Source organism: Spirosoma flavus (genome assembly GCF_054778555.1).
Genome location: NZ_BAAGZL010000002.1, coordinates 537076 through 558792, shown reverse-complemented (window position 1 = coordinate 558792; position 21717 = coordinate 537076). Strand labels below are relative to the sequence as shown.

General features: G+C 47.8%; 20 protein-coding genes. 15 read left to right on the top strand and 5 right to left on the bottom strand.

Going from position 1 to position 21717, the window contains the following annotated elements:
- The first annotated feature begins 70 nt into the window (after positions 1-70).
- Genes moaC through ACYVF1_RS11345 form a run of 3 tightly spaced genes read left to right on the top strand, consistent with a single transcriptional unit; the run spans position 71 to position 1776 of the window.
- The gene (gene moaC / locus ACYVF1_RS11355) at positions 71-547 is read left to right on the top strand and encodes a cyclic pyranopterin monophosphate synthase MoaC (protein ID WP_461078695.1); all 477 of its coding nucleotides are present in this window, start codon (positions 71-73) and stop codon (positions 545-547) included.
- Positions 540-1112, top strand: coding sequence for an NTP transferase domain-containing protein (locus ACYVF1_RS11350; RefSeq protein WP_461078693.1), 573 nt, complete (start codon positions 540-542; stop codon positions 1110-1112). Before moaC ends, ACYVF1_RS11350 begins: the two co-directional genes overlap by 8 nt.
- A gap of 55 nt (positions 1113-1167) precedes the next feature.
- Positions 1168-1776: a DUF6992 family protein gene (locus ACYVF1_RS11345; protein WP_461078691.1), complete on the top strand. Its 609-nt coding sequence runs from the start codon at positions 1168-1170 to the stop codon at positions 1774-1776.
- Between the two features lie 173 nt (positions 1777-1949).
- Here ACYVF1_RS11345 and ACYVF1_RS11340 read toward each other — a convergent pair whose 3' ends face one another.
- On the bottom strand, positions 1950-2408 hold the full coding sequence (locus tag ACYVF1_RS11340; protein WP_461078689.1) for a DoxX family protein: 459 nt from the start codon (positions 2406-2408) through the stop codon (positions 1950-1952).
- A gap of 275 nt (positions 2409-2683) precedes the next feature.
- On the opposite strand from ACYVF1_RS11340, the gene ACYVF1_RS11335 reads away from it, so the two are divergent.
- The 3 genes from ACYVF1_RS11335 to ACYVF1_RS11325 all read left to right on the top strand — a co-directional run bounded on the left by ACYVF1_RS11335 (position 2684) and on the right by ACYVF1_RS11325 (position 5769).
- The gene (locus ACYVF1_RS11335) at positions 2684-4489 is read left to right on the top strand and encodes a right-handed parallel beta-helix repeat-containing protein (protein ID WP_461078687.1); all 1806 of its coding nucleotides are present in this window, start codon (positions 2684-2686) and stop codon (positions 4487-4489) included.
- A gap of 184 nt (positions 4490-4673) precedes the next feature.
- Positions 4674-5096: a response regulator gene (locus ACYVF1_RS11330; RefSeq protein WP_461078685.1), complete on the top strand. Its 423-nt coding sequence runs from the start codon at positions 4674-4676 to the stop codon at positions 5094-5096.
- Positions 5097-5340: 244 nt separating this feature from the next.
- Entirely contained in the window at positions 5341-5769 is a 429-nt protein-coding gene (locus tag ACYVF1_RS11325; RefSeq protein WP_461078683.1) for a response regulator, read from the top strand.
- A gap of 23 nt (positions 5770-5792) precedes the next feature.
- On the opposite strand, the gene ACYVF1_RS11320 is transcribed toward ACYVF1_RS11325, so the two are convergent.
- Positions 5793-6167 (bottom strand): nuclear transport factor 2 family protein, encoded by a 375-nt coding sequence (locus tag ACYVF1_RS11320; protein WP_461078681.1) that lies wholly within the window; start codon positions 6165-6167, stop codon positions 5793-5795.
- Positions 6168-6326: 159 nt separating this feature from the next.
- On the opposite strand from ACYVF1_RS11320, the gene ACYVF1_RS11315 reads away from it, so the two are divergent.
- Positions 6327-7055: a 3-keto-disaccharide hydrolase gene (locus tag ACYVF1_RS11315; RefSeq protein WP_461078679.1), complete on the top strand. Its 729-nt coding sequence runs from the start codon at positions 6327-6329 to the stop codon at positions 7053-7055.
- A gap of 84 nt (positions 7056-7139) precedes the next feature.
- Positions 7140-8180 (top strand): sugar phosphate isomerase/epimerase family protein, encoded by a 1041-nt coding sequence (locus ACYVF1_RS11310; RefSeq protein WP_461078677.1) that lies wholly within the window; start codon positions 7140-7142, stop codon positions 8178-8180.
- 49 nt (positions 8181-8229) lie between these two features.
- Here the strand turns inward: ACYVF1_RS11310 and ACYVF1_RS11305 are convergent, their stop codons facing one another.
- Positions 8230-8628, bottom strand: a complete 399-nt coding sequence (locus ACYVF1_RS11305; protein WP_461078675.1) for an OsmC family protein — start codon at positions 8626-8628, stop codon at positions 8230-8232.
- 363 nt (positions 8629-8991) lie between these two features.
- Here ACYVF1_RS11305 and ACYVF1_RS11300 point away from each other — a divergent pair, with 363 nt between their 5' ends.
- Together ACYVF1_RS11300 and ACYVF1_RS11295 are read left to right on the top strand one after the other, a co-directional pair.
- A complete protein-coding gene (locus ACYVF1_RS11300) occupies positions 8992-10104 on the top strand; it encodes a glycoside hydrolase family 18 protein (RefSeq protein ID WP_461080736.1) in 1113 nt (370 codons plus the stop codon).
- Positions 10105-10127: 23 nt separating this feature from the next.
- Positions 10128-11585 (top strand): alpha-L-fucosidase, encoded by a 1458-nt coding sequence (locus ACYVF1_RS11295; RefSeq protein WP_461078673.1) that lies wholly within the window; start codon positions 10128-10130, stop codon positions 11583-11585.
- A 228-nt stretch (positions 11586-11813) separates the two neighbouring features.
- Here ACYVF1_RS11295 and ACYVF1_RS11290 read toward each other — a convergent pair whose 3' ends face one another.
- Positions 11814-14042, bottom strand: coding sequence for a tetratricopeptide repeat-containing sensor histidine kinase (locus ACYVF1_RS11290; RefSeq protein WP_461078671.1), 2229 nt, complete (start codon positions 14040-14042; stop codon positions 11814-11816).
- Positions 14043-14602: 560 nt separating this feature from the next.
- Here ACYVF1_RS11290 and fucP point away from each other — a divergent pair.
- From fucP to ACYVF1_RS11265, 5 genes are all read left to right on the top strand, one after another.
- A complete protein-coding gene (fucP, locus tag ACYVF1_RS11285; RefSeq protein WP_461078669.1) occupies positions 14603-15856 on the top strand; it encodes an L-fucose:H+ symporter permease in 1254 nt (417 codons plus the stop codon).
- Positions 15857-15939: 83 nt separating this feature from the next.
- Positions 15940-17295, top strand: coding sequence for a hypothetical protein (locus tag ACYVF1_RS11280; protein ID WP_461078667.1), 1356 nt, complete (start codon positions 15940-15942; stop codon positions 17293-17295).
- A gap of 63 nt (positions 17296-17358) precedes the next feature.
- A complete protein-coding gene (locus tag ACYVF1_RS11275; RefSeq protein ID WP_461078665.1) occupies positions 17359-18150 on the top strand; it encodes an L-fucose dehydrogenase in 792 nt (263 codons plus the stop codon).
- Between the two features lie 123 nt (positions 18151-18273).
- Positions 18274-19290 carry a zinc-binding alcohol dehydrogenase family protein gene (locus tag ACYVF1_RS11270; RefSeq protein WP_461078664.1) on the top strand — a complete coding sequence of 339 codons (1017 nt, stop codon included), beginning with the start codon at positions 18274-18276 and terminating at the stop codon, positions 19288-19290.
- 272 nt (positions 19291-19562) lie between these two features.
- Positions 19563-20885, top strand: coding sequence for a hypothetical protein (locus tag ACYVF1_RS11265; RefSeq protein ID WP_461078662.1), 1323 nt, complete (start codon positions 19563-19565; stop codon positions 20883-20885).
- 174 nt (positions 20886-21059) lie between these two features.
- Here ACYVF1_RS11265 and ACYVF1_RS11260 read toward each other — a convergent pair whose 3' ends face one another.
- Positions 21060-21716, bottom strand: a complete 657-nt coding sequence (locus ACYVF1_RS11260) for a response regulator (RefSeq protein WP_461078660.1) — start codon at positions 21714-21716, stop codon at positions 21060-21062.
- Position 21717: the final 1 nt, after the last annotated feature.

The window sequence follows — 21717 nt, the reverse complement described above, 5'->3', positions numbered from 1 at the left end:
ATGATGAATTATGAATGATAAATGATCAATTTTGGCACCGAAGTCGCAATCTATTTATCATTGATCAATTATGCCTTCTTTTTCACATCTTAATGCCGAAGGAAATCCATCCATGGTTGATGTAGGGGCCAAAGTCGTTACCCGACGAACTGCCCGCGCTCAAACGGTGGTTGCGCTGGGACCTGATATTATGCAACACCTCAGCGGTTCGGATATCAGCACTAAAAAAGGCCCTGTTTTTCAGACTGCCATTATTGCGGGTACGATGGCCGCCAAGCGTACCGACGATTTAATTCCGCTCTGCCACTCGCTGGGGTTGGATAACTGCCAGATTACCATCACAACCGAAGGCACCGACGCCATCGTTGATTGCCTGGTATCGACCGAAGGGAAAACCGGCGTTGAAATGGAAGCGCTGGTAGGAGCCTCCGTGGCGGCATTGACCATTTACGATATGTGCAAAGCGTTTTCGCATGATATCGTAATCAAAGAGACGAAGTTGATGGAAAAAACAGGCGGTAAACGAGATTTTCGGCGCGATGTCTAAACTCAACGGACTCATTTTGACAGGTGGACGTAGCACCCGCATGGGCGAGGATAAATCATTGCTACGTTATCACGAAAAACCACAGCGCGAACACCTGACGGAGTTGCTACGTCCCTATTGCAGTGTTGTATTCTGGTCAGTCAACGCGGCACAGGCTGCCGATTTGGTCGACTCCAGCCAGCTACGTATCGTCGATGCATTCGAATTGGGAACTCCGCTCAATGGTATCCTGTCTGCTTTTCAATATGACCCCGAAGCAGCTTGGTTGGTCGTTGCCTGCGATATGCCCCTGCTTACCATTAATTCCCTCGAGGTATTGGTCAAAGGGCGAAATCAGGCAAAAATGGCAACCGTTTTTTATGATTCTGATGGCCAATTGCCCGAACCACTACTGGGTATTTATGAACCCGCCATTGGGCCAATTCTGCATCAGGCAGTTGCTAATGGACAGTATGCGCCACGGAAGATTCTGCTTCAGAATGATATTGAATTATTGACCGTTACCGACGTTCGGGAATTGACCAACATCAACGACGCCAGCTCCAGGGCAAAACTAGGTTTATAAACTATTAATCGAACGTAGCGTTTTGTACATAATGCCGTTTCCAACCGCGCTACGTATGACCCCATTTCGACAATTTTTGTTGGCCGCTGGATCGTTGCTACTTGGCAACGCTGCTCAAGCGCAACGTAGCACAACTTCAACTGAACTTCAGGATTTTAGCGCGCAACGGATCAGACACCAGAAAACCATCGGGCTGACGCTGGGCAGTTTCGCCCTTGCCAATATCGCGGTGGGTAGTATAGCTGCGGGGCAGACGTCGGGCGAGACGAAATACTTTCACCGGATGAACGTCTACTGGAATCTGGTCAACCTGGGAATTGCAGGGGCTGGTTTGCTGGGTTCGCGGAAACGTAGCGCAACAACCGAGACACTGGCTGACGCTGTTCGGCAGCACGAAAACATGAAGCAGATTCTACTGGTCAACGCGGGCCTGGATGTTGCCTACGTAGTCGGTGGTGCCTACTTGCGGGAACGAGCCGTAAGCCATCCCGACAATGCCGACCAGCTACGTGGTTATGGTACGTCGATTATGGCGCAGGGAGCATTTCTGCTGGTATTCGATGTTGTTAATTATCTCATTTTCAAGAATCGGGGCGATAAACAGGAGCGGCTGTTGCTCTCAGCCACTGCGTCGGGTTTGGGTGTTACGTTGCCGATTCGATGACGTAGCGCAGGAACATCGTCAATAGGCTACCAACCGCAGTCCATAAATTTCACAACTGCTCGATGTCGTTACGTAGCGAGGGATCAGTACGTTTTGTCGGCTAATTATAAAACAAAAAAATCCCGAAAGACTAAAGCCCTCGGGATGAAAAGAGTTTCGTTACTGAAAGATGCTTAAGCTATTGCTCCCAGGCTACGCCGAACGGGCTGGGCTGCTTCGGACGTAGCGCTGGCTTTATACTTTTTGTGGTAGAAGACATATGACGCAAAACCTAACGCCACAAAGATAAAAATAGGCGCCCAGTTGCTGACATCTTTACCGCTGTTTGCGACGGAATACGTAGCACCCAGTAGGTCATAAATAAGACCAGCATACGCCCATTCCTTAAGACGAGGAAAGCCAGGCACCAGAATAGCAATCGACCCCAGCAGTTTGGCCCATCCCAGAAAGGGAATGATGTAGGTAGGATAGCCCATTTCGCTGAACCCCTGCACTGACATAGAATTGACCAGTATGTTCGGTATAGCCGAGCCTGTCATAACAAAAGCAAATAAACCAGTTAAAATCCAGTACGTTACGTTTACTTTTTTCGATACTTTCGGGCTTGCGTTTAACGATTGAATGTGTGCCATGTCGGTAGTATTTGTATGTTTGATTACGTATCAAATTTACCGCTTTTCGCCGGGGATGGGAGGGGTGAAACCGGCAAAAACCGGGTCATTTACGACATTATTCCCACGACCTATGAATCCCTTTTTGCTACGTTTCCAGTACGTTTGCTTTGGCTCTGAAACCGGCTTCAGAACAAGCAATTCGCCTGGAATTGCCGGATACTATCAACTAACGGGGTAGCTCGTTCGTTATAATGACTACTCACTTTTACTACAAATCATAAATTCGAATTTCTATGAACGTAGCGGACAAACGAACATTCAATGATCGAGTACGCCAATCTTTTGTGAACCAGTTATTTATACTGTTCTTTATTCTGGGTTCAATCGGGGTTCAGGCGCAGACATTCCCGATCGGGCCACCCAAAGCACCGAATGCTGATGGGGCCGTCAACTTAGGGCGGAAGGCAGATGGGTTGTGGTATGAACGCAACAAAAAAGGTCAGGAAACTCCATTTCGAATCGACCCCAGAGCGAATACGCTACCGGTTTACCGAACGATGGCCGACGTACAGGCGTGGACGGTGGCGGCCGATAACGCACCGTCGGTTATTAACATATCCGATCTGGGCCGGGGTGGGATATTCGTTAGAAATGTGAACGACACCAAAATGCCCGATGATGGGGTAATGGTGCTTCGAACCAAATCGGGTCTTGTTTACGAGCGAATCGTGGAATCGTTCGTTAACGTGAAATGGTTTGGGGCCAAAGGCGACGGCGAAGCCGACGATCATGCTGCTCTCCAGAAGGCGCTCACCTACTGTAAAAACAAAGGTATCACCCTGTTTATGAGCGATGGCATTTACAATACCTCGCAACCACTGTCGGTTACAATCAACAACAGCACCGGGAATATGGACACCGGCGGCCGACGCCTGAATATTCTGGGTACGGGTCGGTCTAACGTAGCGATTCGCTATACCGGTAACGATGATATAACCGTACTTAAAATTGTGGGTACTACCGATGACAATCTGAACCTGGAAGGTTTTCGTATTATTCCGACAAATAGAAATGCGCGTAAAGCAACCGGGCTCGACATTAGGAATCTGGCCAATTTCACCTTGAAAGAAGTAAACGTCGGCTTTTTTGACAAAGGGTTAAACCTGATCGACGCCAACGAGGGTATTGTCGAAAAATGCGTTTTTGAATGGAACAACAAGGGGCTTTATGCGGCTCCGGCTTCGTTTGGGGTGGCACCAAACGGAATCGTGTTTCTGAGTTGTGCTTTCAACAGTAACCTGGACTATGGGTGCTTTATTGAAAATGGCTGTAATAATTCGTTCATCGGCTGTCGGATGCTGGGCAATGGTTCGGGAGCTACCGGGAGAGGAATCAAACTGCAATATTCGGGATTTAATGGAGGGGTTTCGGGGGTTATTCAGGGATGTTACGCTGAAAACAACAAAGGCGCAACCATCGAAATTGTGGCTGCTGCGCCCGGCGCTCACGTGCTGCAGGGTAATACCTTTAACCGGCTGGGAACGAAAGGCTCATCAAATGTCGATATTCTGTTCACCCCGCTGAATCTGGTAAATAACGACGGCAAAGTAAACGTGATCTCAATGCAGGGAAACTCGTTTATGGGCTATTCCGGCTATAAGCCAATTTCCACCCATCCCAGAGTTGTCTGCTCGCCAGGAGCCAATAATTATAATAACTGGCTGGTTGATGATAATAATTTCTACCAGGATGACGAAGAACGTCCTGTTTATGGTGCGAATGTGCGGTTTAAAAACGAACCCTACGACACCTGGGCCCATGCGGGTGCCGCTGCTGTTGCGATTAATAACGGTACGTTAAATCTGGCTAATGCAGGCTCTTACTACGTTTACATCAGCAGTTCGAGCGGCACCATTACGAGCATTCCAGGGGTGGCTCCCGGCAAGCAGATTACGCTACAGGCCGATCATCCTGTTGTGATTCAGCACAATGCACACTGCATCTTAAAAAATGGGGCCAACTTTACGTTTGCACCCGGCCAAACCATAACCTTATATCGTCAGAGCGCTACAATGTGGCGGGAAGTTGGGCGTCAATAAATGATACAGGCCCTAAATTGACAACATCGCATCACTAAGGCGATGTTGTCAATTTATACTATTTGGTAAGCATGTATGTCGATTAAATAACCATTTTGACGCTACGGAAACGTAAAAAATTTGTAGTTTAGACGCACATATTTATACGTACAATTACTTAAATAGACCGTTTGCTTACCGTAACATGAAAACGTATAACGTTTTGATTGTCGATGATGATGAAGATGATCAATACCTTATCAGGACAGCTTTTGAAAAAGACTCCTTACAGTATAACCTTCAGTTTGCTACCAATGGAACGGACGTGCTGGAAAAGATTGAAAGCCCCCGATTTCTGCCTGATTTGGTGTTGCTGGATTTGAATATGCCTATTATAAACGGGTTCGATGTGTTGAAGCATATGAAAACGTCTCCGCTCTATCGTCATATTCCGATCGTTGTACTGACCACATCCGAAAACGAAAGCGATATCAATCTGGCGTATGATTTAGGGGCTAATACATACATTGTGAAGCCGATTAATCACCACGCACTGGTTGAATTGGCCGAACAAATACGTTTATACTGGTTTGGACTGGCTAAAACGCCAAGCCGTCGGACAAATTAGTAGGTTAAGTGCCTGTCAATGCAACTCGTTAATACATTCCTGTCGTTTACTGAATACTTTGTTCAGAACGGCAGGTTTTTTTGTAGAGATCTGCTGTAGTAATGAATAGGGCAAATTGAAACAGTTTTGCCGGTCAGTAGTTACTTAGTCACTACGTCGATGATACCTATTTGAGTGGCTGTCGATTGATGGTTTTTCTTCCACTGGTCTGAGTTAAACACGCCCCGGCCTTTTCCATGAACCCATGACAACGCTAACCGATGGGCCAATTGTTTACGTGGACGACGATGAAGATGACCAGTTTTTGTTTGGGCGGGCAATAAAGGAATTAGGGTTACTGAATGAAATCCGTTTTTTTGCCGATGGCCTGGGAGCAAGAGCCTATCTGGAAACAACGCAGGAAAAGCCCCTTCTCATTCTTTGTGATATCAATATGCCCGTAATGAATGGGCTTGAATTTCGGCGTCTTATTGATGCCGATGAGTTTCTGCGTAAAAAATCGATCCCGTTTATTTTTTATACCACAGCTGCCGGGCCTGAACTGGTTAATCTGGCGTATGAAGGAACGATTCAGGGCTTTCATGTAAAAGCTAGCGAGTTTGTTCACTATAAAGAACAGTTGAACTTGATTATTTCGTATTGGAAGGCGTGTGTCCACCCAAATAGCTTTTAGCGCCTATCCCCGTGACAGCGCATTTACGTAGTAACCTGGCTAATGTGAGCCGCCGTAATCTGCCATTGCCCATTTGTCAGGCACCATACGCGCGTGTACTGGTAGCGTCCAGATGCAGGAAGATTGTGAATGGTCCCCAATATATCCATCAGGACGAACGTAACGACGATATCGGGTTTCAATACCTTGATTGTCAAGGATAACCGGGTCATTGAGTCGATGCGAAAGATACGCGAACGATGGGCCGTCAGATCATCGGCCTTACCAGCTATCTGGCCATCAGGCCCAACGGCTTGCAAATCGTCGGCCAGTAACGTATCGAGTTCGTCGACATTGCTGCTACGTTGAGCATGCATCAATCGATCCTCCGCTTCCTGAATTTGGGTTAAAGTGCTCATGGTACGTATCAGCTAACGTTTCTGGCAAGAATACGCCCAATTGTCCAATCAACGTAGTCGGTCTGAATTGGTATTTTATCTGAAAAACTGATACGTAATAACGTAGCATGAGGAGTTTATAGGACTGATTATCTTATATAGTTTCAAATGCCAAACTTCATGTCTATCAATCGATTTGCCCTTAGTTTATTTGTTTGCCTCACCGGAGCGGGTCTTCATGCACAACCACTTAATACGTTATCCGCCCAGGAAAAAAAAGAGGGCTGGAAACTTCTTTTTAACGGCCGGGATCTATCTGGCTGGCACCGATATAATGGCAAAGGCACACCATCATCCTGGAAAGTAGAACAGGGCGTGCTGCATCTGGATGTCCCTCAAACGGCGGGAGCGACCCCCCGGGATGCCGGTGATTTAACAACCGATGCCGTTTTTTCGGGTGATTTCGAGTTTAAAGCCGAATTCAAAATCGAAAAATACACGAATAGCGGCTTCTTTTTCTTTGCCGAGGAATCGCCAAAAAATGAGAAAATATACAGCACTGCCCTTGAAGTTCAGGTAGGGGATGATGCGCTGTATCAGAAAGCCGTGGAGCATCCACACAGCTCTGGTGATCTGTTTGGCATTGCCGATGTCCGCATCCAGGAACCGCAACCGCTGGGAAGCTGGAATAAAGTGGATGTTTCGCTGAAAAAGAATAAGTTGACCGTAACAATCAATGGCTACGTGGTGCAGGAACACGACGTAACTAGTGCCGATTGGAAAAAACGTGTAGCTGCCAAAGCTCAGAAAGGGATTCCGTTTGCAAACGGTAAATTTGTCGGGCACATTGGTTTACAGGATTGGAACACCAGCGTCTGGTTCCGAAACATTAAAATTAAGAATGGTTAATAGATAATGAATAAGAACCGACGGACTTTCACCTTATTCATTATCTATTAACCATTTTACAGGATTCATTAAACCCTTTATTTCATGGAAAATCAGTCATCACGTCGTCAGTTTTTAGGAGCTGCGGCCCTACTAGTTTCGGGAGCTGTTGTCAACAACAGCAAACTGTTCGGTGCTCCCGCCATCATCCGCAGCCTGGGCGATAAGCCCAATTCGTTGATGAAAGGTGTGCAGATTGGCTGCATTACGTACTCGTTCCGCGATATGCCCGATCAAAGTGCCGAAGCTACGTTGCAGTACATATTGGATAGCGGTATAAGCGCCATCGAACTGATGGGAGGCCCGGCTGAGACTTTTGCGGGGGCACCTAAAAACACGGTCAATATGCAGACCATGTTTCCGCTTATGAGAAAGCGACGCGAAAACCAGCCCCTAACCGAAGATGAGCAGAAGACACTGACCGAAATGGAAGCGCAGCAGAAAGCGTATCGCCAGGAAATGACCAAATGGCGTGCGTCGGCATCGATGGCTAAGTTTGAGCAGTTTCGAAAAATGTATAATCAGGCAGGTGTAACTATTTACGGTTTCAAGCCCGACGCTTTTGGTATAAATAGCTCCGATGCAGAGATTAACTACGGCATGCAGGCCGCTAAAACACTGGGAGCCAATCAGGTTACGCTCGAACATCCGGCCAATGACGCACATACGATGAAACTCGGTAAAATGGCTGAGAAACATGGAATTCGCGTCGGTTATCACGGCCATGAGCAGCAAACCCCTACCTTCTGGGATACGGCTTTGGCTCAGTCGCCAGGAAATGCCATGAACTTTGATTTGGGGCATTACATAGCCGCTGGCCAGCCCGACCCAATCGGGCTGATCAAACAGAAGCACGACCGCATTTCCAGCATGCACATCAAAGACCGGCAGGGGCCAGCGAACGGTAAAGGAAATCTATCCTGGGGGCAGGGTGATACGCCACTTAAGGAAGTGTTGAAACTGATGAGCGAGCAGAAATACACCTTTCCAGCCTCAGTAGAACTTGAATATAAGGTGCCAGAAGGGTCTAATTCGGTGGCGGAGGTTAAAAAGTGCGTCAACTATTGCCGGAATATCCTAAGTTAGACGTAGCGTTTTACTAAACAAAAAGGGCTATCTGTTACGTTGAGATACATTAATTTGTCAACGTAACAGATAGCCCTTGTCGTAACGTATTGTGAATTTCGGCAACGCTATCCGTATAATGAATCAAGGCTTGTATGTCTTCGGCCGGAGCATCGGCAATGCCCTTGGCTTTGTAGCGAAAATTACGTCCCGGCTCACCTTCTGCCCCAAATTCACCCCTGCACACAACTTCAACTTCTGAAACAGCGATGTTACGTTTGGCCGCTTCCCGATAAATATCGTTGCAGAAGCAGGTAGCCAGCGCCATCAGCAACAATTCTCCACCATTGACAGACGAGCCGTATCCCGACGCTTTGGCGGCAATCTGAACCGGTTTTGAATCGCCGTTGGTTTCTACCATCACACTGTGGTGCTGGTACGTATTTTTTACAACTGCCGACATTTCCATAAGCATACAAGGGTTTATCGGGCGCTACGTTAGCTAACGCCATTACGTTGTGAGGATAATTTACTAAGTCAGATTGCTTATCAAGAAGCTTCTAAGACTACTATTCTCAAAATTCCTACTGAAAAACGGCTATGGCCAGAATGACAATATAATTAGGGCTATTATATTTTGTGTCAACGGCTGGCGCTTTTCTAAACGGAAGTTAAAATGGTAATCGACATAATATTATTTCGTGAATATTTTTAAAATGATAAGTTGGTTTATTAAAAATTTTAAATAATTGGTAGCTTTGCTTATTATGTTCCAAACCGAAGAGCAGTGAAACGTAGAGCAACCTCAATTCATTTTTTAGCCGCATGGCTAATTGGTCTGACCGTATTAGCCAGTATAACGGGTTTAACGCCAATTCCACCTAAACGTAGCGTACTAATTGGCTATGTGAGCGGAAATGGCTGGACAAAGGCTCAGATTGATCCGAATAAACTCACACATATCAATTATGCGTTTGCAGTACCTGCTCAAAACGGCGAATTCGCGCCCATTAGTGCCAAAGATTCGGCGAATCTGGTTGCGTTAACGTCGCTCCGATCGGTTAACAAAGACCTGAAAGTGCTGATTTCGGTAGGTGGTTGGGGCGGATGCAAGTATTTTTCGGATGCGGCTTTGACGAATGCTTCCCGAAAGAAATTTGCCAGCAGTGCAGTCAGCTTCCTGAAAAAACATCATCTCGATGGCGTGGATATCGACTGGGAATACCCGGCTCAGATTGGGGCCGGCAACATTTTTCGACCTGAAGACAAAGAGAACTTTACCCTTTTTCTGAAAGCCATTCGTGAACAGTTGGATAAGCAGGGCCAGCAGGACAAACGTATCGGCGCGAACCATTACCTGCTGACGGCCGCTACCGGTGGCGATACCGCTTTTGTGAATCATACTAATCTGGGCGAAGCGCAACGCTACCTCGATTACGTCAATATAATGACGTATGACCTCTATCATGGCAATGATAAAGTGACGGGGCACCATAGTCCGCTGGCGCAGTCGAAGAAAGGAAACCAGTCACGTAACAGTTCGATATCTGCGGTGGATGGACATATAAAAGCGGGTGTCCCTGTCGAAAAAATTGTGCTGGGCCTCCCGTTTTACGGACGCGGCTGGACCGACGTGCGCCCTGTTGACAATGGTCTTTATCAACCCGCAACCGGTAAGCACCTGTTTATCAGTTACGACGAACTAGTGGCGAAATACATCAATAAAAACGGCTTCGTTCGCTATTGGGACGCCGACGCCAAAGCGCCTTTCCTCTGGAATCCGGATTCGCGTACGTTTATTTCCTACGCTGATACGGAATCGTTTGAGCCTAAACTGGCCTTTGTAAAGCAGAAAGGTTTAGCCGGGGTGATGTTCTGGGAATACATTTATGACCTCCGCCAGCCCGTACTTCTGGACAAACTGGTCAATGGATTGTGGAAGTAAATTCTTAACAAAGACGTAGCATCATGAAGAATTACGATTTCCGAAATCTTCTCAAAAATTGGTCTTTGCTCCTGACATTGTTGCCCGTTACGTTGTTTGCTCAGCAGCATTCGGAACAGAACCACGCGCACTACATAGTACCTAAAGACAGTCTGGTACGTCAGAAACTGGCCCAGTGGCAGAATGTCAAGTTTGGCTTGCTGATGCACTGGGGAACTTACAGCGAGTGGGGAGTTGTCGAATCCTGGTCGTTATGTCCTGAGGATGAAGGCTGGTGCGTTCGTCGGGGACCGTATGCGGCTAACTGGTACGACTACAAGCGGGCGTATGAAAACCTCCAGACAACCTTCAATCCAACCAAATTCAATCCCGAACGCTGGGCGACGGCGGCCAAAGATGCGGGCATGAAATACGTAGTGTTTACGACCAAGCACCACGACGGGTTCTGCATGTTTGATACCAAACAGACCGATTATAAAATCACCGATCCGAAGACGCCGTTCTCCAAAAATCCACGTAGTAACGTAGCGAAAGAGGTGTTCTCGGCTTTCCGAAATCAGAACTTCATGGTGGGCGCGTATTTTTCCAAGCCCGACTGGCACGTACCATCCTACTGGGATCCGTATTTTCCGCCCAAAGACCGAAACGTATCGTATGCGCCAAAAAAGTATCCGCAGAAGTGGCAGCAGTTTAAAGACTTTACGTTCAACCAGATACAGGAGCTGATGACGGACTACGGTAAAATCGACATTCTCTGGCTGGATGGCGGCTGGGTACGTCCGGCAAGCACCATCGATTCCACCATTAGCTGGCAACGTACCATACCTTACGATCAGGACATCGACATGGCACGTATCGCCCAAATGGGCCGGAGCCACCAGCCGGGACTACTGGTTGTGGACCGGACCGTGACCGGGGAATTCGAAAATTACGTAACGCCCGAACAATCCATTCCCGATACGTACCTGCCTATTCCGTGGGAGTCGTGCATGACGATGGGCGATTCGTGGTCATACATTCCGAAAGAGAATTTCAAATCAGCCCGAAAACTGATTCATACGCTGGTAGACATCGTGGCTAAAAACGGAAACCTGCTCCTGAACATCGCCCCCGGTCCCGATGGTGAGTGGCATCCTGAAGCGTACCAACGATTACAGGAAATTGGTGCCTGGCTACGTATCAATGGCGAATCGATCTACGACACTAAACCCGTAGTTCCGTATCGGCAGGAAAAGTGGGCCTATACCGGAAATGAACGCGCTACGTATCAGACGTATCTGCCCGCCGAAGGTGAAATTCCACCGGCAACACTAATTCTGAACAACGTATCGCCAGCCAAAAAAGTGAACATAAAACTGTTAGGATACGCTAAACCGCTCAAAACTAATACGTCGCCGAACGGGACAACCGTTACGTTGCCGGAGCAGGCGCGTCAGTGGTTAGCCACGCAGCCCGCCTGGGTTTTTAAACTGGAGAAATAAGTGATCATCCACTACTTGTTTATCGGATTGTTTTTGCTATTCTTCCGCTCCGGCGGCCCGGCTGCGTCAGAATGACAAAAAAAGCTCGCGAATGAGAGTTTAAACAGCTTTAATGTATAGGTCTGGCTTACGTTCAGTCGAAGAGTTAGTAGCTGAACGTTTCTCCTCTCATTTGTCCACTAACATTTGACGCCGTACACCTTCGAAAGGGTGGCTCAATAAGTCAATTCAGACGGTTTGGAGTAAATTTGCAGCCGGTAAACGAATACGAACCTGAGTTCCTTTGTCGGGAGTGCTTTCAAAGTGTAGCCTTCCGCCCTGCCGCTCAATAAGTTCCCGGCATATCTGTAAGCCTAGTCCTGTTCCTGGTTCGCCAAGAGTTCCCGGCCGAACTTGAGGGGTATGAAATAAGTCAGCCACTTGCTGAGTCGTCATACCGATGCCCGTATCACTGATCCGTAATTCAACCCAATCCGGCTCAGTAAGGGTATGCAGCCGAATATAGCCTTCTGGTGGCGTGAATTTAACGGCATTACTTAAAATATTTCGAACAATAGCCGCTAGTTGATGGTGATCCACCATCACCATCGCGTCTGTTCTTACCTGGTTGATAATCGTCAACTTTTTGTAGCGAATGGTATCACTACTGAGACTGATTACCTCCTCGATTATGTCGGATAAAGTGATCGGCCGCAGGTTTGGCTTAAGACCTTTTAACTGCATCATTGACCAGTCCAGTAAATTGGTTAATAAGGTAATTACGGTATCCACCTGGGAATCTAAACGACTTAGCGATCTGGACAGTCCTGAATTAAGACCTTTATTCCCCTGCTGAATCTGCTGAAGGGATGCTTTCAAGGAAGCCATGGGGCTACGTAAGTCGTGGCCGATCAGGGAAAAAAGCTTGTCCTTTGTCGCATTGAGCTCAACCAGGCGCAAGGCTTGTTGCTGAATTTCCGTATGCTGACGACTTAACAGGTGTTGAGCTTTCTGCTGTCGGCGGAAAAAATAACTGATTAATGAAATAACCCCAATCAGTAAGGCGACGATCGTTCCATACAAAAAACGTTGCTGACGTTCATACTGAAGCTGGGTTTGTTGCTGAGCAATCAGGGTCTCCTGTCGTTTGGCTGCCAGGCGTTGTAATGTAAGCTGGGATTTGCTAAGCTGCTCCTTTCGGGACAGTAATTGATTCTTAAGATCGCTGGCCTGTTTTGCCTGATTCAATAATAAGACCTGCTTTTGCCGTTGAGCCGCCTGAAGCTGCTGAATCGCCAAGTCATTGTTAAGCAGTTGAATCTGCCTTTGTTTTCGCTCCAGATCAAACGAGCCCTGAATACGACTTATCTCTCTGGCTCGCTCTATATTGGTTAAACTGTCATTCAGTTCACGGGCGGCTTTATAGGCTGAAAAGGCTTGTTTGTCTTCCTGTTGTTTTTCCAGAATTTGAGCCTGGATTTCGAGCGCTTTTACTTTATTTCGGTCATGGGTTCTGGTTAACAGGGTCACGGCCTGGCTGGCGAATGGGAGGGCCAGCCCATAATCCTTGAGTTCATAGTAAATTTCAGCCAGGGTGATGTCCGACATCGCCGTTAACCGAAGATCGGCTAATTGCTCCCGGATTTGCAAGGCTTTTTTTCCATACTCGATCGCTTCCGGATACCGCTTTCTTTTGAGCATAATATCGGCCAGCTGCCCATAGCCGAAACCAACCCCTCGGTCATTTTTCAGCTCCCTTGCCTTGAGCAGGGCCTGATTAGCCGTAGTTTCTGCTTGCTGGAAATCATTCAGCGCGGTATAAACTTCCGACGCGTTGATGCATGCTAAATAGACATAATAACCATTGAGGATGGTCGCGCCCGTTTCTTTTAACTGATCAAAATAGTGAAGGGACAGGAGGTAGTTTTTCTGATTGGAATAGATAATTCCCAGCGTATTATAGATCTTACAGATTAAGGCTTTTTTCTGATTTTTATACAGTTCAAAATAGGAAAGCGCGGCCAGTACTTTGTGAAGCGCCTGCTCGTCATTTCCCTGTTTGGTATAGAAGTTCGCCAGGAGTATTCGCGCATGCGCTGTGGCCGAATCGTTTTTGGCCTGCAGGGCGATAGTCTCGGCTTTCTGGAATGTCGATAAGGCTTCGGCCGTGTTGCCAACATCCTCGTAATACCGGCCTAACTCGCCGTATAAATCAACCAGAAAATGTTTGTCAGTCAGGTTAATGGCAAGTGGAATTCCCTCGCGGATAAAATAGATCGCCGAGTCCTTATTGATGGTTGAATAGTAGTCTGCTAAATTGAACAAAAGCCGAGCCCGTTCCTTATTGGTACGGGCTGTCTTCAGTTCGGCGCGGTATTGAGTGATCAACCTAACAATGCTCGCTGGATTTGTTTGGCCATACCCCCGATTGGAAGCGGCCAGCCAGAGGAGAATGAGTAGGCCAATGGTCTTCATCATGACGAAATAGGCTATAAATAAGATCAGGATGTATTTGTTGCAAAATTTTAACGAATGATGCTGAGCGATTACCCTAACGAATGGTCTTGGTTTGACTTGGCCAGCTTATCAACTCACTAAAGCCAACCCGCCGAACCGAATCAATTTCTTTCGGTCTACCCAGGTAATGGCAAGTAATTGAATGTCCGTAGACACCCAGGCGAACTCTGCCTTTCGTGTCAATTGAAACGGCCGTTTCAAAGCTTAAATATACAATTTGTTTATGCCTGAGTTTTTACTTTTTTTATATCGAAAAAAACCGTTTTAATCGGAAAGACCGTTTGGCTGGCTGGGTTAATTTGTTCAATCTCATCGGGCGCACCCACTCAAATTCACGGGCAGAACGTAACAGTTGGGTTGGTGCAGTAACCTGGACGTGTCTGTGCTGGATACAACTTATTCATAAGACCATAAGGAAGATAAAATAGCACACTATCCAGGTAATTTTTTAGCAAAGATGCACTGGTAATTATCCGTACTTTGCCCTAATTATGCAGTCCTGAACTAACTTACCTTAACTCGTGTCTAAACCTGCAAACCGCTTTGCCGTAGCCTTAATTACGGTCCTTTTTTTTCTGTGGGGATTTGCCCTGAACCTCAATCCAATCCTGATTCCGCACCTCAAAAAGGCCTGCCAACTGACTGATCTTCAATCGGCTCTGATTGACTCGGCGTCTTATATTGCGTATTTCCTAATGGCGCTCCCGGCGGGTCTGCTCATGAAGCGATATGGCTATAAAGCCGGTATTACGTTAGGATTGCTGCTATTTGCGGGTGGTACGTTCCTGTTTTATCCCGCAGCCGAGACTCGCCAATTTGCCTTTTTTCTGATCGCTCTGTTTATCATCGCTAGCGGCCTGACCCTCCTCGAAACGGCTGCTAACCCTTACATCACAGTGCTGGGCGACGCCGACTCGGCTACGCAGCGGCTCAATTTTGCGCAGTCGTTTAATGGATTAGCCGCCTTTCTCGCCCCGCTGATTGGCGGACGGTTTATTCTGTCCGGTCGGAACGTATCGGCGGCCGAACAACAGACGATGGCGCCGGCACAATTTGAAGCGTATCTGAAAGAAGAAGCATCGGCGGTTCAGACGCCGTTTCTGGTGATTGGGGCGGTTGTATTGCTGGTTGCTATTTTGATAAGCCGCACTACGTTGCCAACTATCAATGAAGAGGCCGATGCTGACGCTACGGGTTCCGGCTCGATTCTGGGAGAGAAAAACCTGATTCTGGGGGTTGTGGCGCAATTTTTCTATGTAGGTGCCCAAGTTTGTATCAGCAGTTTCTTCATTCGGTTCAGCAGTCAGGCGGCCGGGCTTGGCGAGAAATCAGCCGCAGAGTGGTTGTCAGGTGCGTTGCTCGGGTTTATGGTGGGGCGTTTCTTTGGTACGTTCCTGATGCGGTACGTCACTCCTCCGCATCTGCTGGCTCTTTACAGCGTTATAAACGTCGGTTTACTGGTTTTAGCGATTATGGCCAGTGGCATGATTTCGGTGTATGCATTGATTGGCGTCGAATTTTTCATGTCGATTATGTTTCCCACCATTTTCGCCCTGAGCATTCGTGGTCTGGGCGCGAAAACAAAACTGGGTTCATCGCTGGTAATTATGGCCATTATGGGTGGGGCATTTTTCCCGGTACTAATGGGCCTTATCTCTGACCAGAGTACCATGCAAACGGCCTATATCGTTCCGGCCATCTGCTTTTTACCTGTGTTATATTTCGCCGTTCGAAATTTTTCGGTGAAACGGGTTAAACTAGCTGCTTCGCACTAGTAATGAACGTATTAATAAGTCTTGTGCTAAATAAAGATCGTTCGTCTTTTCGTATTTTTTAATCATTTTCAAGTATTATTTCAGTGTCTCAACCGCCACCATCTAAGGCCATACTTTCACCTGAGCAGGAGGAGAAATTGCGCGAGTTAACCACGCAAAGCTGGAACCTTGAACTAGTCATTTCTGGAGCGGCCCTGTTTGCTGTATTGCAATTGCCGGATTTGCTGGATGTGGTATTCGATTACTTCCGCTACAACCTGATGAGCCATACAGCAGGCTTGCAGGGGAGTCTTCCTCTTCTAGCGTACAGCATGATGAAGGCTACCTGCTACGTCTTATTTCTGGCTTTCCTAACGAATTTCGTCATGCGCGCTTTCTGGGTAGGGTTGGTGGGGCTGCTGGCGGTGTATCCGACGGGTATTCACTATGATCGCATTCCTTTTTCGACCAAATATGCCCAGGAGCGGATGGCCGCTGATATGGGATCACTGGAAGCCTATATCCTGCGACTGGACCGGCGCTGTAACGTCGTGTTTGCCGTGGCCTTTCTATTTGTGTTTTTCCTGATCATTCTGGCATCTGCTTATCTGGCACTCATGCTGATTTACTCGGTCCTCCGACCGATTATTCCAGTCCAGTATTGGCCAGCCGTTAAAATAGCGGCTTATGTACTTTTCGCAATTTATATGCTGGCCAGCTTTGTGTTAAGTTTGCCTAAGGTCAGAGCCCATCCAGTCGGCATCGATCTCCACTATCGCTTTACTACACTATTCAGGATATTTTTATGGGGGCTCTATAAACCCTCTGGTTTTATTCTCAATACGTTTTATAGCCATCTGTCGTATCAACGGATTTTACGAACGATGGGGCTGATGTTCGGTGCTTTTATTGTGATTGTTGCCCTCGAACTTTTAAGTGGCTTGCCACGAATGGACAGCCGAACGGCTGGCCTGAACCGGCGCCATCTGAATACGGATCGCGTTGATCGTCACTCCATTAATGCTGGTATGTATGACGATCAGCGCGCTGAGGATGACTATATTGATATGGCCTCTATTCAGGCCGACGTTATCCGTGAGCCGTTCATTCGTTTGTACGTAGCATACCCCAAAGCACTGGATACGCTCCTGGCCAAACTGGCTCCAAAACCGGACTGGAGTGATACGTTGTCGAGAACTGAAAAGCGTCAGCAGACAGCGGATTGGAGTAGTAAGCAGATCAATCGGATTATACGCCTTTCTGTAAACGACTCATTATATCAGAAGCCGGATTTACTGTTCACGCAGCGTGGCCCTCATCAGCAACGGGGCTGGCAAACCATTCTGCTGCCGACCAATCTGAAACTGGGTAAAAACATGATCAAAGTGAGTATCCAAGCGGGGGCTTCTAAGGAAGAAGAAATTGCGGAAATCCCTTTTTGGTACGTGCCGGAAAACTGAATTGGCGGACTAGTTAACTTGTTCTGACACAACTCAACCCTAACACATAAAATAGTAGTACAAATGGATCTAAACCTGCAAAACAAAGTCATTCTCGTAACGGGCGGAGCCAAAGGCATTGGCGAAGGTATTGTAAAAGTGCTGGCGGCCGAAGGTGCTATTCCCGTTATTATCGGACGTAACGAAGCCGATAATCAGAAGGTTGTGGCCGACATTGAAGCCGCTGGCCAACAGGCGTTTCAGATAGTGGCCGAACTCACTCAGCCGGAAGAATCAGAGAAGGCTGTAAAGTCGGCACTGGATAAGTTCGGACGTATCGATGGGGTCGTGAACAACGCGGGTGTGAACGATGGTGTAGGACTGGAAACAGGAAATTACGAAGCTTTTATGGCGTCGCTGCACAAAAATCTGGTGCATTATTACCTGATTGTTCACCATGCACTGCCCGCGTTGAAAGAATCGAAAGGTGCAATAGTCAACATCAGTTCCAAAACCGCCGAAACTGGGCAGGGTGGTACGTCGGCTTATGCAGCAGCCAACGGCGGACGTAACGCACTCACCCGCGAGTGGGCGGTTGAGTTGTTGAAATACGGTATCCGGGTCAATGCCATCATCGTCGCTGAATGCTGGACGCCCTTGTACGAAAAATGGATTCAGACACTGCCCAATCCCGAAGAAAAACTGGCGTCGATTGTTGCCAAAATTCCGCTCGAAAACCGAATGACGACGGCCGAAGAAATTGCTAATACCACAGCGTTTCTGCTATCGTCCCGTTCGAGTCATACAACCGGTCAGTTGCTTTACGTCGATGGCGGCTACGTCCACCTCGACCGCGCGCTGGCCAATGCGTCCTAACGTAACGCGGGTGATGTAGGCCCCGACAGGCTCCGGCTGTCGGAGTCGCGAAAGTGACTAAATCAGTAGCTACCTCCGTTAGCTCCGACAGCCAGAGTCTGTCGGGGCCTTTTGATTAACATTATGCAAACACTAGTCTGTACAACGCCCGGAACACTGACGTATCAAACCGGCGTAAAACCTGAACGTGCTCCCGGCGAAACGTTATTACGTATCCGACGTATCGGTATCTGCGGCACTGATCTTCACGCGTTTGAAGGTACACAACCCTTTTTCAATTACCCCCGAATTCTGGGCCACGAGCTGGCTGGCGAAGTCGTAGAAACGGACGATACGTCGGAATTTACCGCTGGTGAAGCCGTTACGTTCCTGCCTTACATCAACTGCGGCCATTGCGTTGCCTGCCGGATGGGTAAAACAAATTGCTGTGCCAGCCTCAATGTCTTTGGGGTTCATTCCGATGGTGGGATGGTTGAATACCTGTCGGTGCCAACCCGATTATTAGTACATGGAGACGGTCTAAGTTTCGACGAGTTGGCACTTGTTGAGCCGTTATCAATCGGTGCACATGGTGTCCGGCGGGCCGATGTTCAGCCGGGCGAGTGGGTGCTGGTAATTGGCGCAGGTCCGATTGGATTAGGGGTAATGGAGTTTGCCCGGATCGCGGGCGGCAACGTAATAGCGCTGGATATCAACGAGTCTCGACTGGCCTTTTGCCGTAACCGTCTGAACGTAGCGCATACCGTTGTCGCAACGGATTCGGACGTAACAGAACAATTAATGGCTATCACTAACGGCGATATGCCCACGGTTGTTATTGACGCCACCGGAAGCCAACGGGCTATTAATAATGCATTTCAGTACATGGCTCACGGCGGGCGCTACGTATTGGTAGGCTTGCAGCGCGGGGAGGTTTCGTTCAGTCATCCGGAGTTTCACAAGCGGGAGGCTGCGGTGATGAGCAGCCGAAACGCTACCCGACAGGATTTTGAACACGTCACTACGTCCATGAAAAAAGGGCTTATCGACCCAACTACGTACATCACTCATCGCGTTACGTTCGGGCAGGTAAGTGACGAATTTGCGGGCTGGCTCGACCCCGCTAACGGCGTCATTAAGGCGATGGTTGAAATCGGTTAATCGACGATACGTAATACATTCCGGCTCCCCAGACTGACGCAGGTTGGTCTGGGGAGCTTTGTTTTTAGGGAGTTTCTTTAACCAAAAAAAGTCTCTCATGAGCACGCTACGTATCTACAAATAGTACAACTCAATTGGCAATTGATTCGCCCATTATAACAGTTCAAAGATTTATCGATAGGATGGGTTGGGGTGAGTAAGCCACTTTTGCACTGTACGGTTGACTTGACAAACAACGCAACTGTGTACTAATGGATTTCACAGATACAACCATGAAACTACACCATTATCTATTGCTCGGCGGAGCGTTTATTGCTTCGTTTACATCCTGTAAGCACCCAACCGACCCTATCGTGCCTGGCGGACCTGATAGCACTACTGTCGTAATACCAGACCATTCCGGGACCGTTACCGAAGTAGGTCAACCCCAGGGAACCGCTACCAGTAAAGTCATCGGACCTGAAGGCGGTAGCATCAGTGCAGAGGGCGGTAAAGTACAATTGGTGATTCCGGCGGGCGCAGTCAGCAAAGCCACCGACATTTCCATTCAGCCCATTACCAACAAGAACTCCACGGGTCTTGGCGTGGCCTATCGCTTTCTGCCCGAAGGCTTGCAATTCAGCAAACCCGCTACGTTGACGTTTCAATACGATGAAAAGAAAATTTCGAGCAAACAGCCTGAAAACCTACGTATTGCTTACCAACGTAACGACGGCGTCTGGTATCAGGTAACAGGCAGTAGCGTCAACATGAGCAAGCATGAAGTCACTGTGCCGATGGAGCACTTCAGCGACTGGACGCCCTACGAAGAATCGCAATTGAACTTTACCCAGATTGGCTCCAATACTGGAAGTGGCGCTGAATATGTTCCGTTGGGTGGGACGATAGAATTATATGCAGTTCTTAACACGGAGGACCCCAACTATCCTAAAAGCGCAAAGGAAAAACCGCTGAAAGCCAAACGAGGCTTGGGTAAAAACTGGCAACTGATCGGTGAGGGTAAACTAAACCCGGAGCTTACAGGGGCAACTTACACCGCCCCAACGACTGTGCCAAAGCAGAACCCGGTGCTGGTCACGGCTGATATCGAGTTTGAGGGAAAACCGTTTAAGGTAACCCTGATCTGTCAGATCTACGTTGGGGATGGGACTTTCTTTAACATACTGATCAATAATGCCGAATATAAAGGGCACTCGTTCTCCTGTAGCCGAATCGATGGCCAGATCTATATCGGTTGTGGAGCGGGCGTAAACCAGATGTATTTTAGACTTAATACGAATGAACTGGCTGAACGGTACTACAAATTTGATAATGAAGAAAGACCTAACACGGCAATGCTGGCCTTTAAGCCAACAGATGACCCACTGAATGGACACGGCTTTCTGTGCGCCTATGTAAACTGCTCTAATGAAACAATTACCTCTCCGGGGCAAGTCAGTATCGATAAAATTGAAATCGTCAATGGGGTAACCTATGTGACAGGATCTGTAATCGCGACTGGTTATCAGACTCATGGCGTATGCAACAAAGACTGGTCATTGGAAAAAGTTACCCTAACCGGTTCATTCCGTATGCTTTATCTCGATCTTAAATAGCGTTTAGTAGCAAGGGTTTTAACTTATCCTCACTGCAAATACCTTATAAACTAAAAAGGCGAATGTTGTAGCTGCATGATTTGAGATCACGCTGTTCACAACATCTCGCCTTTTTTCAATAAGTAGTGTATGCCGAGGACTTATCTAGGTTTGGTCAGTGGAATTTTGCGTACATCAACTAATTTCCATTCCATTCCTGAGCGCATAGCGCATAAGGCCGAGGGCGCTGCTCACGCCCAGTTTGCGGTATAGGTTACGTCGGTGAGTTTCAACGGTGAGCGAACTGATAAAGAGCCGGGCCGCGATCTCCTGATTGGTCAAATCCTGAATAATCAGGAAGAGGATTTCACGTTCGCGCGCGGTCAGTGTTTCAACTTCATCGGCCTGTAGCTGACCAGATGTTGAGGTTGCGTCGGGTAGCTGCGCCAGTTGACGGGTAATAGCCGAGCTGAAGTACGTTTGCCCACCGGCTACGGTGCGAATTGCCATTTCTACTTCCGCCCGTTTTGACTTCTTCAGCAAATACCCATCCACGCCAATCTGAATAGCATCCCGTATCTGGGCAGCCTCTTCAACCATCGTCAACAGAATAATCCGCACCTGAGAATGATGTTTCCTGATTTCGCTGGCCAGGCCCAGGCCGTTCAAAATGGGCATGTTCAGGTCGGCAAGAACAACGTCTACTTTATTCTGTTGCAGAAAGAGTAAGGCCTGCTGCCCATTGCTCACAGCACCGACTACCTCAACCTGGTCAATACGACTTAACAGTAATGTTAAGCTCTCCAGCAAAATATCGTGGTCGTCGGCCAGCAATACCCTAATTGTATCCATA